The following is a 13,017-nucleotide window of genomic DNA, read 5'->3' as shown; positions in this document are numbered from 1 at the left end:
CGCGGGGACGGGAACGTGCCGAGCTCGATGTCCTTGCTCGACTTCGCGATCTCGCCGAGCGCCCACGGCCCCTGCAGGTACATCGCGGCCTTGCCCTGCGCGAACGCGAGGTTGCCGTCGCCGTACCCGCGGCTGGCGGCACCCTTCTGGTGCCACTGCAGCAGGTCCACCATGCGGTCGACGGGAGCGGCGAAGTCCTTCTCGAACGAGACGCGGGAGCCCTTCCCGACCTGGGTGCCCTCGCGGTCGAGCGCCGCGAACGTCTCCTGCAGATCGAGCATGCCGCCGACGGAGTAGTCGAACATGCCCTGGGCGATGGTCCAGTTGTCCTTGTACGTGCCGTACATCGGGGTGATGCCGGCCTTCGTGAGGCGTTCGCACACGGAGCGGAACTCGCTCCAGGTGGTCGGGACCTCGATGCCCTGGTCGGCGAAGATCCGCTTGTTGTAGATCACCGAGGCGGCGGTCACCGAGTACGGCAGCACGCTCGTCCGACCCGGGTGGTCGGCGGTCTGCCGCATGAGCGGCCAGAGGTCCGGGTTGATCGTGTCCTTCTCGGGCAGGTCGCCCAGGTCGGTCAGCGCACCGTGCTCGACGAACGACACCATCGCGTAGTTGTAGTTCAGGCACCCGAGGTCCGGCGGCCGGTTCCGGACGAAGTTCGCGGACATGTTCGACGTCGAGTCGCGGATGACGCGGATCTTCGACTGGCTGTCGTGGAACTTGGCGATGACGTCGTCGAAGTAGCCGATGACCTCGGGCTTCGACACGTAGAACGTGATGGTCTCGGGGCGTGAGCTCGAGGACCCGAGCGGGGCGCACCCGGCGAGCGCGAGGCCCGCACCGATGCCGCCGGCACCGAGCAGGAAGGACCTGCGACTGACCGCGGCGGCCGTCCCCTTCGTGGCGTGTGGTTGCACGTCGTCTCCGTCCGCGCGGACCCGGCGTCCCTGCCGTTCCGCGCCGCGGGCCGGCTCCGGTGCCGACTCGCAGGACTAAATCTAGCGACAAAATCTAATCGCGCAAGCAACTCGTGTCGCGGTAGGGTGCGGGCATGCAGCCGTCCCGTCGATCGAGTGCCGAGGTCGTCCTCGCGTACGCGTTCGACTCGTCGGCGTTCACGGCGACCGAGGCCATCGGTGCGACGGGGCTCACGCGGTCCACGGTGCTCGCGGCGTGCGGTGAACTCGTGCAACTCGGCTGGCTCCGGGCGCTCGACGACGCCCGGGCGGCGGGGGAGTACCACAAGGGTCGACCTGCACGGCGCTACGCCCTGGACGACCGCGCCGGGGTCGTCGTCGGCGTCGATGCCGGGCAGCACCGGGTGTCCGTCGCCGTGGCGGACCTCCGCGGCACCGTCGTCGGTCGCGCAGTGACCTCGCTCGGCGAGACCGGGCTCGACGTCGACGTCCGGCTCGGCGCCGTCCGTGACGCCGTCGCCTCGGCGGTCGCGGACGCCGGCGTGGATCCCGACCGGGTGCTCGTGGTGGTCGTGGGGATCCCGGCACCGGTCGACGGGCGGGGGGTCTCGCCCCGGGACGGTGGCTACTGGGACCGGATGAACCCCGGGTTCGCCTCGCTCGCCGGGTCCGGCCGGGTCGTGGTCGAGAACGACGCGAACCTCGCCGCACTCGCGGAGCGACCGTCGTCGGGGGACGCCTCGTTCGCCGCGCTGCTGTCGGGCGAGCGCTTCGGTGCCGGCATCGTCGTCGACGGCTTCCTGCTGCGGGGTCCCCGTGGCGGCGCGGGGGAGATGCGCGTGCTCGACCTGGTGGACGGGGTGGGATCGCCCGAGGGTATCGGCGCGACGGCGCGCCTGCTCGTCGCGGAGGCCGCCGAGCGGGTCCCGGCGGGGTCGCTGCTCGCCGGGCGGAACGGTTCGGAGCGGCTGTTCGAGGCCGCAGCGCTCGGTGACCCCGTCGCGGTCGAGGTCGTCGACCGGCTCGGAGACCGTCTGGCCCGGGTGAGCGTCCTCCTCGCGAGCCTGCTCGACATCGACCGCGTCGTCGTCGCGGGCGCGATCGCGGATGCCGTCGGGCCCGTGCTCGAACGGGCTCGCGTGCACCTCGCCGGCTGGGACTACGACCCCGTCCCGGAGCTCGTCGCCTCGAGGCTCGGAGCCGACGTCGTCGTGCTCGGTGCCGTCGCCCGGGCGCTCGACGAGGTCCGGTCGGAGCCGCTCGCGCTGTCGCTCCCCGTCCCTCCCGTGGTCAGCGTTCCGCTGGCAGCGGGATGACGGCCCGGTCGTCCCACGGTTCCGTCCACCCCAGACGGTCGAACAGTGCGTCGAGCAGCATCGCCGTGAAGCCCCACACGGTCTCCGTCCCGTGTGCCGTGTCGAGGGTGAACGCCGGACCGCGCCACTCCTGACCCTCCCGCCGGATCACGGTCACACCACGGTGTGCCGGGTCGAGCAGGTCGGCGACCGGGGCCCGGAAGACCGTGGCCGACTCGCCTTCGTCGACGGCCCGGACGGGCGACGGTGCGCGCCACCATGCGAGCACCGGCTCGACGAGGTGGTTCGAGTGGGCGAGCGGTACCGCTGGGAGGACCCCGAGGACGTCGACGCCGGTCCGGTCGAGCCCGGTCTCCTCGTGCGCTTCGCGGAGAGCGGTGTCCGCGGCGTCGGCGTCGCCTGCGTCGATCCGACCCCCGGGGAAGGCCACCTGGCTCGGGTGGGCGCGGAGCGTGTCCGCGCGCCGGAGGAGCAGGACGTCGAGGTCGTCGGAGACCCTCGGCGCCGACGCGCGGCGGTCGCTCGGGTGGTCGTCCAGGACGCCGAAGAGCATGAGGACGGCAGCGCGCCGGGGTGAGCGGAGGGTCGGGAGCCTCGGCACGAGCGGTGCGGTGGTCTCCCGACCGACCGTCGCCAGCGCTGCCCGTGCCTGCTCGTCGCTCACGTCCCCACCCTAGGCGGACGGCGCTGCGGAGCCGTCGCCGTCGGCCAGCACGATGACCTTGCCGGCGATGCGACCGGCGGCGCCCTCGGCGTGCAGTGCCGGCAGGTCCGCGAGCGGGATGCGCCGCGTCACCTCGACGTCCAGCTCGCCGGTGTCGACCAGGCGCACGAGTTCGGTCAGGCGCTGCCGGTCCGGCTGCACGAACACCGTGACCGCCCGGACCCCGCGGTCCTCGTCGCCGGGGGTGGCGATGAACGCCGTCGTGCTCACGACCGTGCCACCGTCGCGGACCAGGGCGACCAGGGAAGCGAACCGCTCCGGCTCGAGGGGGGCGAGGTTGAGCAGCACGTCGACCTGCCCGTCGACCGCGGTGAGGAGGTCCTCGGTGGTGTGGTCGACGACGACGTCCGCACCGGCCGCGCGCACTGCGTCGGCGCTGCGCGGGCTCGCCGTCGCGACGACCTCGATGCCCGCGCGCTCCGCGAGCCGGACGGCGTACTTCCCGACGACCCCGCCGGCTCCGACGACCAGCAGTCGCTGCCCGGCGGTCAGCCGGCCCTCGTCGAAGACCGCCTGCCACGCGGTGAGCGCCACGGAGGGCAGTGCCGCCCCGTCCGCGAGCGGGATGCCCGACGGTGCCGCGACGAGCGACTCGGCCGGGGCGACCACGAACTCCGCGGCGCCGCCGTCCCGCTCCATGGGGAGGAACCCGATCACGGCGTCACCGAGCCGGGGGTCCGTGACGCCGTCCCCGACCTGCTCGACCGTGCCCGACACGTCGTACCCGGGGACGTGCGGGAGCACGACGGGGATCGGGAGGAAGCCGCCCCGCATGCCGTTGTCCGCCGCGTTGTAGGCCGACGCGGCGACCCGCACCAGGACCTCACCGGCACCCGGCGTCGGACGATCGACGTCCTCGATCCGCAGGACCTCCGGACCGCCGACCTCGTGGAAACGCGCTGCTCGCATGATCTTGCCCTTTCGTTGGTGGAGCATCATGTGCTTCGAATTTGAAGCATCTGACGAGGACGGTACCACTGCTTCGAATTCGAAGCAACAGGTAGGATGCAGTCATGTCCGGATCCGAACCGAGCACGACCCTCGACGCCAGTGAGCTCGCGGCGTACTTCGCCCTGATCGAGGTCGGGAACCTCGTCCGGCACGCGGTCGAGCAGCAGCTCCGCGACGCCGGGGACCTCAGTCACGTGCAGTTCCAGCTGCTCGCCACCCTCGGTGACGCCCCCGGTGGGAGTCGGCGGATGACCGAGCTCGCCGACGGCGTGGTGATCAGCCGCAGCGGTCTGACCTACCAGGTGGGCCTGCTCGAGCGATCCGGGCTCCTCGCCCGCGGGCAGGCGGCGGACGACGAACGGGGTGTCATGGTCACCCTCACCGACGCCGGGCGATCGAAGCTCGGCGCAGTCTTCCCCGGACACGTCGCGCTCCTCCGTGAGTTGGTGTTCGACGCGATCGGCTCGCACGACGTCGAGGACCTCGGGCGGGTGCTCGGCGTCGTGCGTGACCACCTGCGCAGCGTGCCGCCGCGCTCCGCGACGTCCCGTCGTCGACGCAGTGCATCCGTCGACTGAACGGGCCCGCAGGAGCGTTGACACCTCGACGAAGCGGTGGAACGCTCGTGCATGTTGACGTTGCCATGGCGGAAGGGACCCGCGGGTGACGATCGACTCCGGTACGGCGACGACGCCGTGCCGCTGCAACGGAGCAGACAGGGAGCACGCACACATGCACGCACCGACCACCCGGCGGGGACGACTCCTCACCGCATCGCTCGCCGCACTCGCCGGCGCCACCGCCCTCGCGCTCGCGAGCCCCGCCGTCGCGACCGGGGTACCCGCCCCGGCGGCCGCGACCGCCGCACACGGGAAGCCCGCACCCGCACTCGACCCGACGCAGTTCCACGGCGTCAACTGGGCCGACCCTCGCGACAACTACGCGAACGGCCCGGTCGTGCTGTCCGGACTCGCCACGAGCGACGACTACCGCACCGTCTACCGGACATCGGAGCGGATCATCCGTGGCTTCCGGAAGGACCTCGGCGCGAACACCGTCCGGATGCCGGTCAACCCCTCCTCGGTCGGCACCGCCTGGTGGCGTTCGTACAAGGGCGCGATCGACGCCGCCCGGCACGAGGGCTTCCGCGTCGTCCTCGGCTACTGGGAAGGGGACGGCGCGAGCAAGGACGGGCGCGTGGACGACCCGGCTGCCTGGACCGCCATGTGGGACACGCTCACCACGACCTACGCCCATGACCGCGGCGTGTACTTCGAGCCGATGAACGAGCCCTTCGGGTACACCGCCGACCAGTGGATCCAAGTCGCGACGGACTGGGTCGACCGGTACACCGCCCGCGGCATCCCGCGTGACCGTGTGTTCGTCAGCGGGGTCGGCTACAACGACCACGTCGACGCGGTCTGCGCTGCGCCGGCGCTCGCCGGTACCTACGTCTCGCAGCACTACTACGGCTTCTGGGGCACGCACGACGCCGCCGGGTGGGCCGCCGACTTCGAGTCGCGCCTGGGCGACCAGGCCTGCTCGGCCCGCACCGTGCTCGACGAGTTCGGCGTCCCGATGACGACCGGCATCGACTACCGCGGGTCCGCGACGACCGGCAACGCCGACGCCGACAACTCGGTCGCGTTCCTGCAGACGGTGACGACGATCGCCCGGGAGCGGCACCTCGGCGCCGTGTACTGGCCAGGGCTGCGGACCGACGACACCTACAGTCTGACCACCATCCAGGGGTCCGGGGCACACCTGTCGCTCGCGGTGACGAACCAGTCCGGCGTCGCGCTCCTGCACTGGGCGTGGGGTGCGGGTCGTCGCGCCCCGTTCACGGTCGGCTGATCGCGGTTCGCCGACCCGTCGGGCACCCGGCACGGACCGGGTGCCCGACGGGCATGATCGGGGCATGACCCGTGCGCTGCTCCTCATCGACGTCCAGCTCGACTACTTCCCCGGTGGAGCGTTCCCGCTCGTCGAGCCGGAGGCAGCCGCCGATGCCGCCGGCGCCGTGCTGCGCCACTTCCGCGAGACCGGCGAGGACGTCGTGCACGTCTTCCACACCGCCACCGATCCCGATGCCGGGTTCTTCGTGCCCGGGACGCCCGGCGTGGCCTTCCACCCCGATGTCGAACCGCGGGCAGGCGAGACCGTCGTCGAGAAGCACGAGCCGAACAGCTTCATCGGCACCGGCCTCGAGCGGCTGCTCCGTGACCGGGGCGTCACCGACCTGGTCGTCGTCGGGATGATGACCAGCATGTGTGTGGACTCGACCGCCCGCGCCGCCTCGGAGCTCGGCTTCGCGTGCACGGTGGTGGCCGACGCCTGCGCCGCCCCCGACCTCACGCTCGGCGACACGACGGTCCCCGGCGCGTCGGTCCACGCGGCGTTCCTGGCCGCGCTCGACGGCAGTTTCGCCACCGTGGTCCGGAGCAAGGACCTCCTCGACGCCTGATCCCACACCTTGACGTACGAAACGTACGGATCGTACGATCCGTACATGTACTCCCTCCCGGCCAGTGAGGCTCGACAGCGGTGGTCCGACCTCCTCGACCATGCACACCGCGAGCCCGTCGGCATCACGATCCGCGGTCGTGAACAGGTCGTCGTCCTCGATGCCGACCTGGCGCACCGGGCGCTCGCCGCGCTGGACGACGCGATCGACCGAGCCGCGGTCGACGCTGTCCGCGCCGAGCTCGAGGACGACCCGGAGACGCTGCCGCTCGCGGACGTCGCGCGGGAGCTCGGGATCGAGCTTGACTGAGGCTGCACCACCTCGGTACGCCGTCGAGTTGACGAAACGTGCCGCGAAGACCCTCGGCAAGCTCGATCGACCGGTGCAGCGCCGGATCCTCGCCGCGCTCGTCCTCCTGCAGACCAACCCACGTCCGCCCGGCATGACCGCACTCGTCGGCAGACCCGGAGAACTCCGTGTCCGCGTGGGGGACCACCGGATCGTCTACGAGGTCCTTGATGATCGGTTGGTCGTGCTCGTCCTGACCATCGGACACCGACACGACGTGTACCGCTGACCATGCGCTCGCCGACCGAACGGCGACCGCGCCCAGGTGATCGGACGTCCACCAGGGTCGATCGGTAGCTTCGCTGCGTGGGGAACGACGGAGGCCGGGCAGCGCCGGAGCAACACGGAACCGAGCACGACCCGTACGCGCGCCGGCCCGGCTACGCGACCGGCGCCGACGGCCGCACGGACGTCTGGACAACCGCCATGGTCACCGGGGTCGTCAGTGCCGTCGCGGTGCTGTTCGTCTCGGGTCTGGTGCACATCGAGCGGCCGATCGCCTACCCCGTGGCGATCGTGGTCGGGCTCGCGGTCTTCCTCGTCCTCCGTGCACGCCGACGAGCCGCTGATCGGCGTGCCGGCCGTGACCCGGACGAGGTGACGAAGGCGCGGTCCGACGCCACGGCCGCGGCGAACCACGGGCGACGGTTCTTCGTCGCGCAGAACCCGGTGGTCGTGATCGTGATGGGTGCGATCTTCCTCGCCCTCGCCGTCGTCGCCGCGATCGGTGCGGAGACCGCGGGTGGGTTCGTGGTCGCAGCCGTGCTGGCCGCGAGCGCGCTGTTCTTCGTCGTCCAGGGCGCCGGCACCCTCGTGCTCCAGCGGCGCCACCGAGCCGCACGCGACCGAGCCGCACGCGACTGACGAGTCAGCCCGTGGCTGCGATCGTCACGGGCACATCCGCGCCCGCGCGGTCCCCGACCGTGCTGTGCACCCCGAGCACGGCATCTCCCGACGGCAGGTCGTCGGGCAGCTCGAACCGGCCCGCCACCCGGAAGCGCGACCCCTCCGGTGTCGGACGCCCGAGCACGACCGCCCGCCCCGTCGAGGCCGGCGTGATCGTCACCGCGACGTCATCCGAGGCGCGAGGCGTCCCGCCGGTGTCCTCGCACGTCTGCCACATCCAGTCGACGCTGAGCGTGACCTGCCCGCCGGGGCGGAGGTCCGAGTCACCGAGACGGATCTCCTTCGCGGCGCACGACCCCGCGCTGCTGCTGACCGCGGAGCACCCCGCGCTCGACACCCCGAGCGCCACGACGAGTGCCGCCACCGTCACGGTCCTCGACAGTCCCCACTCCATGCCTCATGACACCACGGCCAGGCGGTGGTGCGGGTCACGATCCGGTCACCGGGCCACCGGGCCACCGGGCCACCGGGCCACCGGGTCAGCGTGGGATGGGTGTGAGGCGTTGGAGCTGGGTGACGTGTCCGGGTCGGAGTTCGTCGAGGGTGGCGACGCCGAGCAGGCGCATGGTGCGTTCGATCTGGTCGGAGAGGATCTGGATCATGCGGTCGACGCCGGCTTCGCCGCCGGCCATGAGCCCGTAGAGGTAGGCGCGGCCGACCATCGTGAACTTCGCGCCGAGGGCGATGGCGGCGATGATGTCCGCGCCGGACATGATGCCGGTGTCGAGGTGCACCTCCGTGTCCGCGCCGACTTCCTTCACCACGGACGGGAGGAGGTGGAAGGGGACGGGTGCGCGGTCCAGCTGCCGGCCGCCGTGGTTGGACAGGGTGATCCCGTCGACGCTCATCGCCGTCAACCGTTTGGCGTCGTCGAGGGACTGGACGCCCTTGACGACGACCTTGCCGGGCCATTGGTCCCGGATCCAGGCCAGGTCCTCGTAGGTGACGGTGGGGTCGAACATGTGGTCGAGGAGCTCCCCGACGGTGCCGGACCAGCGGTCGAGGGACGCGAACGCGAGGGGTTCGGTGGTGAGGAAGTCGAACCACCACCACGGCCGGGGGATCGCGTTGACGATCGTCTTCACACCCAGCTGCGGCGGGATCGAGAAGCCGTTGCGCTTGTCGCGGAGTCGGGCGCCGGCGACGGGGACGTCGACGGTGACGAGGAGGGTGTCGAATCCGGCTTTCGCTGCCCGGTCGACGAGCGCCATGCTCTTGTCGCGGTCCTTCCACATGTAGAGCTGGAACCAGTTCCGGCCGTGCGGGTTCGCGGCCTTGACGTCCTCGATGGCGGTGGTGCCCATCGTCGACAGGCTGAACGGGATGCCGGCGCGTCCGGCGGCGCGTGCGCCGGCGCGTTCGCCCTCGGTCTGCATCATGCGGGTGAAGCCGGTGGGGGCGATCCCGAACGGCAGCGCGGTCGGCGCCCCGAGGATGTCCCGGGACGTGTCGACGTGGGACACGTCGCGGAGGATCGCTGGGGTGAACTCGATGTCCTCGAACGCCTGCCGTGCCCGGGCGAGGCTGATCTCGGCCTCCGCGGCGCCCTCGGTGTAGTCGAACGCCGCACGAGGGGTGCGCCGGGCAGCGATCGCTCGGAGGTCCCAGATCGTCAGCGCGGAGTCCAGGCGCTGCCGCCGGCCCGGCAGCGTGGGCTTCTTGAACTGCAGCAACGGCGCCAAGTCCCGAACCCTCGGGATCTGCCGCCTGACGCGGGTCCGTGCCGCGGACGCCGGACCGGTGGACGCCGCGGGCGTTCCCGTGGCGGGGTCGACACGGTGTTGGTCGTCGGTGGTGGTCATGCGTGGCTCCTGACGGTGGTGCGGTGGGACCGGGCGTCGGAGCCCGGAGCGGGGGTGTAGCGGACTGGGTCGACCGTCCGGGCGACGACGTGGCGGAGTGCCTCCAACGATGCACCCCCGAGCCCGGCGAGGCCGAGACTGCGCGCCTGGACGAGCACGTTGCCGAGCGCGGTCGCCTCCACGGGTCCGGCGAGCACTGGGAGGCCGGTCCGGTCCGCCGTGAGCTGGCACAGCAGGCGGTTCTGCGATCCGCCACCGACGACGTGCACGGCCCGGACGTCCTTGCCGGTGACGTCGATGATGGTCTGCAGTGTCGACGCGTACGCGGCGGCCAGCGACTCGAGGATCGACCGCACGAACTCGGCGCGGCTCGCCGGCGCGGTGCGTCCCCGTGCGGCGCACCACGCGGTGATCCTGGCCGGCACGTCCCCGGGGGCGGCGAACGCGTGGTCGCCGACGTCGAAGACCGGGACCGGAGCGGTGACGTCCGCGGCGGCGGCGAGCAGCGCCTCCAGGTCGATCGTCTCGCCGCCCAGCTCCCAGCTGCGGACGCTCTCGGACAGCAGCCACAGTCCGGAGACGTTCTTGAGGAACCGGACCCGGCCGTCGACGCCTCCCTCGTTCGTGCAGTTCGCGTCGCGCGCCGCGTCCGTCAGGACCGGCGCGTCGAGTTCCACGCCGACCAGCGACCACGTGCCCGACGAGATGTACGCGACGTCCGGGTCGGTCGCGGGGACCGCGACGACCGCCGAGGCCGTGTCGTGCGAGCCGACGAGCGTGACCGGCACGTCTCCGCCGAGGGACGGCAGCAGGGTGCCGAGTCGGTCGCCCGGGTCACGGAGCGTCGGCAGCAGCTCGGCCGGGAGGCCCGTGGCGGCGACCAGGGCCGGGTCCCACTCGCGGGTGGTCGCGCTGAGCAGGCCCGTGGTCGATGCGTTCGTCCGCTCGGCGGCCTCGACGCCGGTCAGCCAGGAACCGAGGAGGTCGGGGACGAGCAGGACGCGGTCGGCGAGGTGCGCGTCCGGGTCCGCAGCGAGCTGGAACACGGTGTTGAAGGACAGGTGCTGCAGCCCGTTGCGCTCGTACAGCTCCGCTGCGGACACCCGCGCCTGCACCCGCGAGACCCCCTGCTCGTGGCGGGCGTCCCGGTAGTGGGAGGGCAGACCGAGCAGCCGGCCCTCGCGGAGGAGCCCGTAGTCGACGGCCCAGGAGTCGATCCCGATGCTCGCGAGGTCCGGGTGCGCGGCCCTCGCACGCTCGATCCCCGCCACGACCTGCCGGTACAGCTCGACGACGTCCCAGTGCAGGGCGTCCCGACCGCGTTCGTGCAGGGCGACCGGACCGTTCGGGAACCGGGCCACGGGCTCGGTCCGGACGCCGTCCCGGTCCACGTGACCGACGATGACCCGGCCGCTGGTCGCACCGAGGTCGACCGCGGCCACGCTGCCGCTGTTCGTCATGGCGTCGCCTACCGCAGGAACGCCGCGGCCACGCCGGCGTCGACGGGCACGTGCAGCCCGGTGGTGTGGGAGAAGTCGGACGTGCAGATGGCGTACACGGCGTTGGCGACGTTCTCCGGCACGACCTCGCGCTTCAGGATCGTGCGCTGCGCGTAGAACTTCCCGAGGTCCTGCTCGTCGACACCGTACGTCTTCGCCCGGTTCGCACCCCAGCCCGACGCGAAGATGCCGGAGCCTCGGACGACGCCGTCGGGGTTGATGCCGTTGACGCGGATGCCGTGCTCGCCCAGCTCGGCCGCGAGCAGCCGCACCTGGTGGGCCTGGTCGGCCTTCGTGGCGGAGTACGCGATGTTGTTCGGGCCGGCGAATACCGAGTTCTTCGAGGAGATGTAGACGATGTCGCCGCCGAGGCCCTGCTCGATGAGGACCTTCGCCGCGGCCTTCGACACCAGGAACGAACCCTTCGCCATGACGTCGTGCTGCAGGTCCCAGTCCTGCTCGGTGGTCTCCAGCAGGCTCTTGCTGAGGCTCAACCCGGCGTTGTTGACGACGAGGTCGAGGCCGCCGAAGTGCAGCAGCGTCGCCTGGATCGCCTGGTCGATCGCCTCGGCGCTCGTGACGTTCGCGACGACACCGATGGCCTGGTCCGGGCTGCCGATCTCGGCAGCTGCGTCCTGTGCCTTGGCAAGGTCGAGGTCGGCGACGACGACCGCGGCGCCCTCGGCGGCGAGGCGCTTCGCGATCGCCTTGCCGATGCCCGACGCGGCCCCGGTGACCAGCGCGATGCGGGTCGCCAGTGGCTTCGGCTTCGGCAAGCGCTGGAGCTTCGCCTCCTCGAGCGCCCAGTACTCGATGCGGAACTTCTCGGACTCGTCGATGGGTGCGTAGGTGCTGAGCGCCTCGGCGCCCCGCATGACGTTGATCGCGTTGACGTAGAACTCGCCGGCGACACGGGCGGTCTGGGCGTCCTTGCCGTACGAGAACATCCCGACGCCGGGCACCAGCACGACGAGCGGGTCGGCGCCCCGGATCGCCGGACTGTCCGGGGTGGCGTGCCGGTCGTAGTACGCCTGGTAGTCGACCCGGTACGCCTCGTGCAGCTCCCGCAGGCGTGCGGTCTGCTCCTCGACGGTCGCCGTCGCGGGCAGGTCGAGGATGAGCGGCTTCACCTTGGTGCGGAGGAAGTGGTCCGGGCAGCTCGTGCCGAGCGCCGCCAGCTCCTCCGCACGCGAGGACGCCAGGAAGTCGAGGACGACGTCGCTGTCCGTGACGTGTCCGACGACCGGCTTGTCGTGCCCCGCGATCCCGCGGATGGTCGGTGCGAGTGCGGCGGCACGGGCGCGCCGCTCGGTCTCGGGCAGCGCCTCGAAGCCGGGACGGACGGGGCCGAACGGCTGGTCCTTCCCGTGTTCGGCGATGTACTGCTCAGCGGTGTCGATGATCCACCGCGAGTTCGCTTCCGTCTCCTCGGACGTCGAACCCCAGGCGGTGATGCCGTGGCCGCCGAGGATCGTGCCGATCGCCTCGGGGTGCTGCTCCTGGATGGCGGCGATGTCGAGGCCGAGCTGGAAGCCCGGTCGCCGCCAGGGCACCCAGACGACCTTGTCGCCGAAGATCCGCTCGGTGAGTTCCGGGCCGTCGGCGGCGGTCGCGATGGCGATGCCGGCGTCCGGGTGCAGGTGGTCGACGTGGGCGGCGTCGACGAGTGCGTGCATCGCGGTGTCGATCGACGGTGCGGCACCGCCCTTGCCGAACAGGGTGTGGTCGAACGCCGCGACCATCTCGTCCTCACGGTCGACGCCGGGGTAGACGTTCCGCAACGCGCGGACCCGGTCGACCCGGAGGACCGCGAGGCCCGCCGGGGTGAGGGTGCCGAGGTCGCCCCCGGAGCCCTTCACCCAGAGCAGCTCGACCGGTTCGCCCGTCACCGGGTCGGTGTCGGTGCCCTTGGCGGAGGTGTTGCCGCCGGCGTAGTTCGTGATCCGCGGGTCGGCGCCGAGCGCGTTCGAGCGCGCGATCAGCGCGCGGACGGTCTCGTCCGCCGTCGTGGGATCCGACGAGGTGTGCTGCGTTGCGGGGTCCACCCGTGCCTCCAGGCTGTCGATCGTCATCTGTCTACGCGCCCC

14 protein-coding genes are annotated in these 13,017 nt (G+C 71.8%); 7 read left to right on the top strand and 7 right to left on the bottom strand.

Annotated features, from left to right (window positions below; all coding sequences use genetic code 11):
• Nucleotides 1–920, bottom strand: a 920-nt coding sequence (locus I59_RS12435) for an ABC transporter substrate-binding protein (protein ID WP_022904143.1), incomplete at its 3' end; no start/stop codon positions are given.
• A 134-nt stretch (nt 921–1,054) separates the two neighbouring features.
• On the opposite strand from I59_RS12435, the gene I59_RS12430 reads away from it, so the two are divergent.
• Nucleotides 1,055–2,236: an ROK family protein gene (locus tag I59_RS12430; protein ID WP_022904142.1), complete on the top strand. Its 1,182-nt coding sequence runs from the start codon at nt 1,055–1,057 to the stop codon at nt 2,234–2,236.
• Here I59_RS12430 and I59_RS12425 read toward each other — a convergent pair.
• Together I59_RS12425 and I59_RS12420 are read right to left on the bottom strand one after the other, a co-directional pair.
• Nucleotides 2,211–2,900, bottom strand: a complete 690-nt coding sequence (locus I59_RS12425) for a CoA pyrophosphatase (protein WP_022904141.1) — start codon at nt 2,898–2,900, stop codon at nt 2,211–2,213. The two genes, I59_RS12430 and I59_RS12425, sit on opposite strands and share 26 nt — an antisense overlap.
• Before the next feature lie 9 nt (nt 2,901–2,909).
• Entirely contained in the window at nt 2,910–3,869 is a 960-nt protein-coding gene (locus I59_RS12420; RefSeq protein WP_042726708.1) for an NADP-dependent oxidoreductase, read from the bottom strand.
• Between the two features lie 104 nt (nt 3,870–3,973).
• Between I59_RS12420 and I59_RS12415 the strand changes: the two genes are divergently transcribed.
• The 6 genes from I59_RS12415 (at nt 3,974) to I59_RS12390 (ending at nt 7,587) form a co-directional block, all read left to right on the top strand.
• A complete protein-coding gene (locus tag I59_RS12415) occupies nt 3,974–4,489 on the top strand; it encodes a MarR family winged helix-turn-helix transcriptional regulator (protein WP_022904139.1) in 516 nt (171 codons plus the stop codon).
• 154 nt (nt 4,490–4,643) lie between these two features.
• Nucleotides 4,644–5,765 carry a glycoside hydrolase family 5 protein gene (locus I59_RS12410; RefSeq protein WP_022904138.1) on the top strand — a complete coding sequence of 374 codons (1,122 nt, stop codon included), beginning with the start codon at nt 4,644–4,646 and terminating at the stop codon, nt 5,763–5,765.
• 64 nt (nt 5,766–5,829) lie between these two features.
• Complete coding sequence (locus I59_RS12405) at nt 5,830–6,375, top strand: cysteine hydrolase family protein (protein ID WP_022904137.1); 546 nt, start codon at nt 5,830–5,832, stop codon at nt 6,373–6,375.
• A 45-nt stretch (nt 6,376–6,420) separates the two neighbouring features.
• Entirely contained in the window at nt 6,421–6,684 is a 264-nt protein-coding gene (locus tag I59_RS23520) for a type II toxin-antitoxin system prevent-host-death family antitoxin (RefSeq protein ID WP_022904136.1), read from the top strand.
• A 28-nt stretch (nt 6,685–6,712) separates the two neighbouring features.
• Entirely contained in the window at nt 6,713–6,952 is a 240-nt protein-coding gene (locus I59_RS23515; RefSeq protein WP_022904135.1) for a type II toxin-antitoxin system RelE/ParE family toxin, read from the top strand.
• Nucleotides 6,953–7,029: 77 nt separating this feature from the next.
• A complete protein-coding gene (locus tag I59_RS12390) occupies nt 7,030–7,587 on the top strand; it encodes a hypothetical protein (RefSeq protein WP_022904134.1) in 558 nt (185 codons plus the stop codon).
• A 4-nt stretch (nt 7,588–7,591) separates the two neighbouring features.
• On the opposite strand, the gene I59_RS12385 is transcribed toward I59_RS12390, so the two are convergent.
• The 4 genes from I59_RS12385 to I59_RS12370 all read right to left on the bottom strand — a co-directional run bounded on the left by I59_RS12385 (nt 7,592) and on the right by I59_RS12370 (nt 13,002).
• Nucleotides 7,592–7,993, bottom strand: a complete 402-nt coding sequence (locus I59_RS12385; RefSeq protein WP_148286213.1) for a hypothetical protein — start codon at nt 7,991–7,993, stop codon at nt 7,592–7,594.
• A 115-nt stretch (nt 7,994–8,108) separates the two neighbouring features.
• Nucleotides 8,109–9,431 (bottom strand): alpha-hydroxy acid oxidase, encoded by a 1,323-nt coding sequence (locus tag I59_RS12380; protein ID WP_022904132.1) that lies wholly within the window; start codon nt 9,429–9,431, stop codon nt 8,109–8,111.
• Nucleotides 9,428–10,891, bottom strand: a complete 1,464-nt coding sequence (locus I59_RS12375; RefSeq protein ID WP_022904131.1) for a rhamnulokinase family protein — start codon at nt 10,889–10,891, stop codon at nt 9,428–9,430. Before I59_RS12375 ends, I59_RS12380 begins: the two co-directional genes overlap by 4 nt.
• Before the next feature lie 8 nt (nt 10,892–10,899).
• Entirely contained in the window at nt 10,900–13,002 is a 2,103-nt protein-coding gene (locus I59_RS12370) for a bifunctional rhamnulose-1-phosphate aldolase/short-chain dehydrogenase (protein ID WP_022904130.1), read from the bottom strand.
• Nucleotides 13,003–13,017 lie beyond the last annotated feature (15 nt).

Origin of the sequence: Curtobacterium sp. B8, assembly GCF_000333315.1 — a bacterium.
GTDB classification, from domain to species: Bacteria; Actinomycetota; Actinomycetes; order Actinomycetales; family Microbacteriaceae; genus Curtobacterium; species Curtobacterium luteum.
The sequence above is the reverse complement of the archived record's forward strand: the minus strand, read 5'-3'. Positions and strand labels throughout refer to the sequence as shown.

Coding starts and splice junctions, on each gene's coding strand:
- I59_RS12375 (WP_022904131.1), bottom strand. CDS start 10,891: ATGACGAACAGCGGCAGCGTGGCCGCGGTCGACCTCGGTGCGACCAGC.
- I59_RS12370 (WP_022904130.1), bottom strand. CDS start 13,002: ATGACGATCGACAGCCTGGAGGCACGGGTGGACCCCGCAACGCAGCAC.
- I59_RS12410 (WP_022904138.1), top strand. CDS start 4,644: ATGCACGCACCGACCACCCGGCGGGGACGACTCCTCACCGCATCGCTC.
- I59_RS12420 (WP_042726708.1), bottom strand. CDS start 3,869: ATGCGAGCAGCGCGTTTCCACGAGGTCGGCGGTCCGGAGGTCCTGCGG.
- I59_RS23520 (WP_022904136.1), top strand. CDS start 6,421: ATGTACTCCCTCCCGGCCAGTGAGGCTCGACAGCGGTGGTCCGACCTC.
- I59_RS12430 (WP_022904142.1), top strand. CDS start 1,055: ATGCAGCCGTCCCGTCGATCGAGTGCCGAGGTCGTCCTCGCGTACGCG.
- I59_RS12380 (WP_022904132.1), bottom strand. CDS start 9,431: ATGACCACCACCGACGACCAACACCGTGTCGACCCCGCCACGGGAACG.
- I59_RS12405 (WP_022904137.1), top strand. CDS start 5,830: ATGACCCGTGCGCTGCTCCTCATCGACGTCCAGCTCGACTACTTCCCC.
- I59_RS12415 (WP_022904139.1), top strand. CDS start 3,974: ATGTCCGGATCCGAACCGAGCACGACCCTCGACGCCAGTGAGCTCGCG.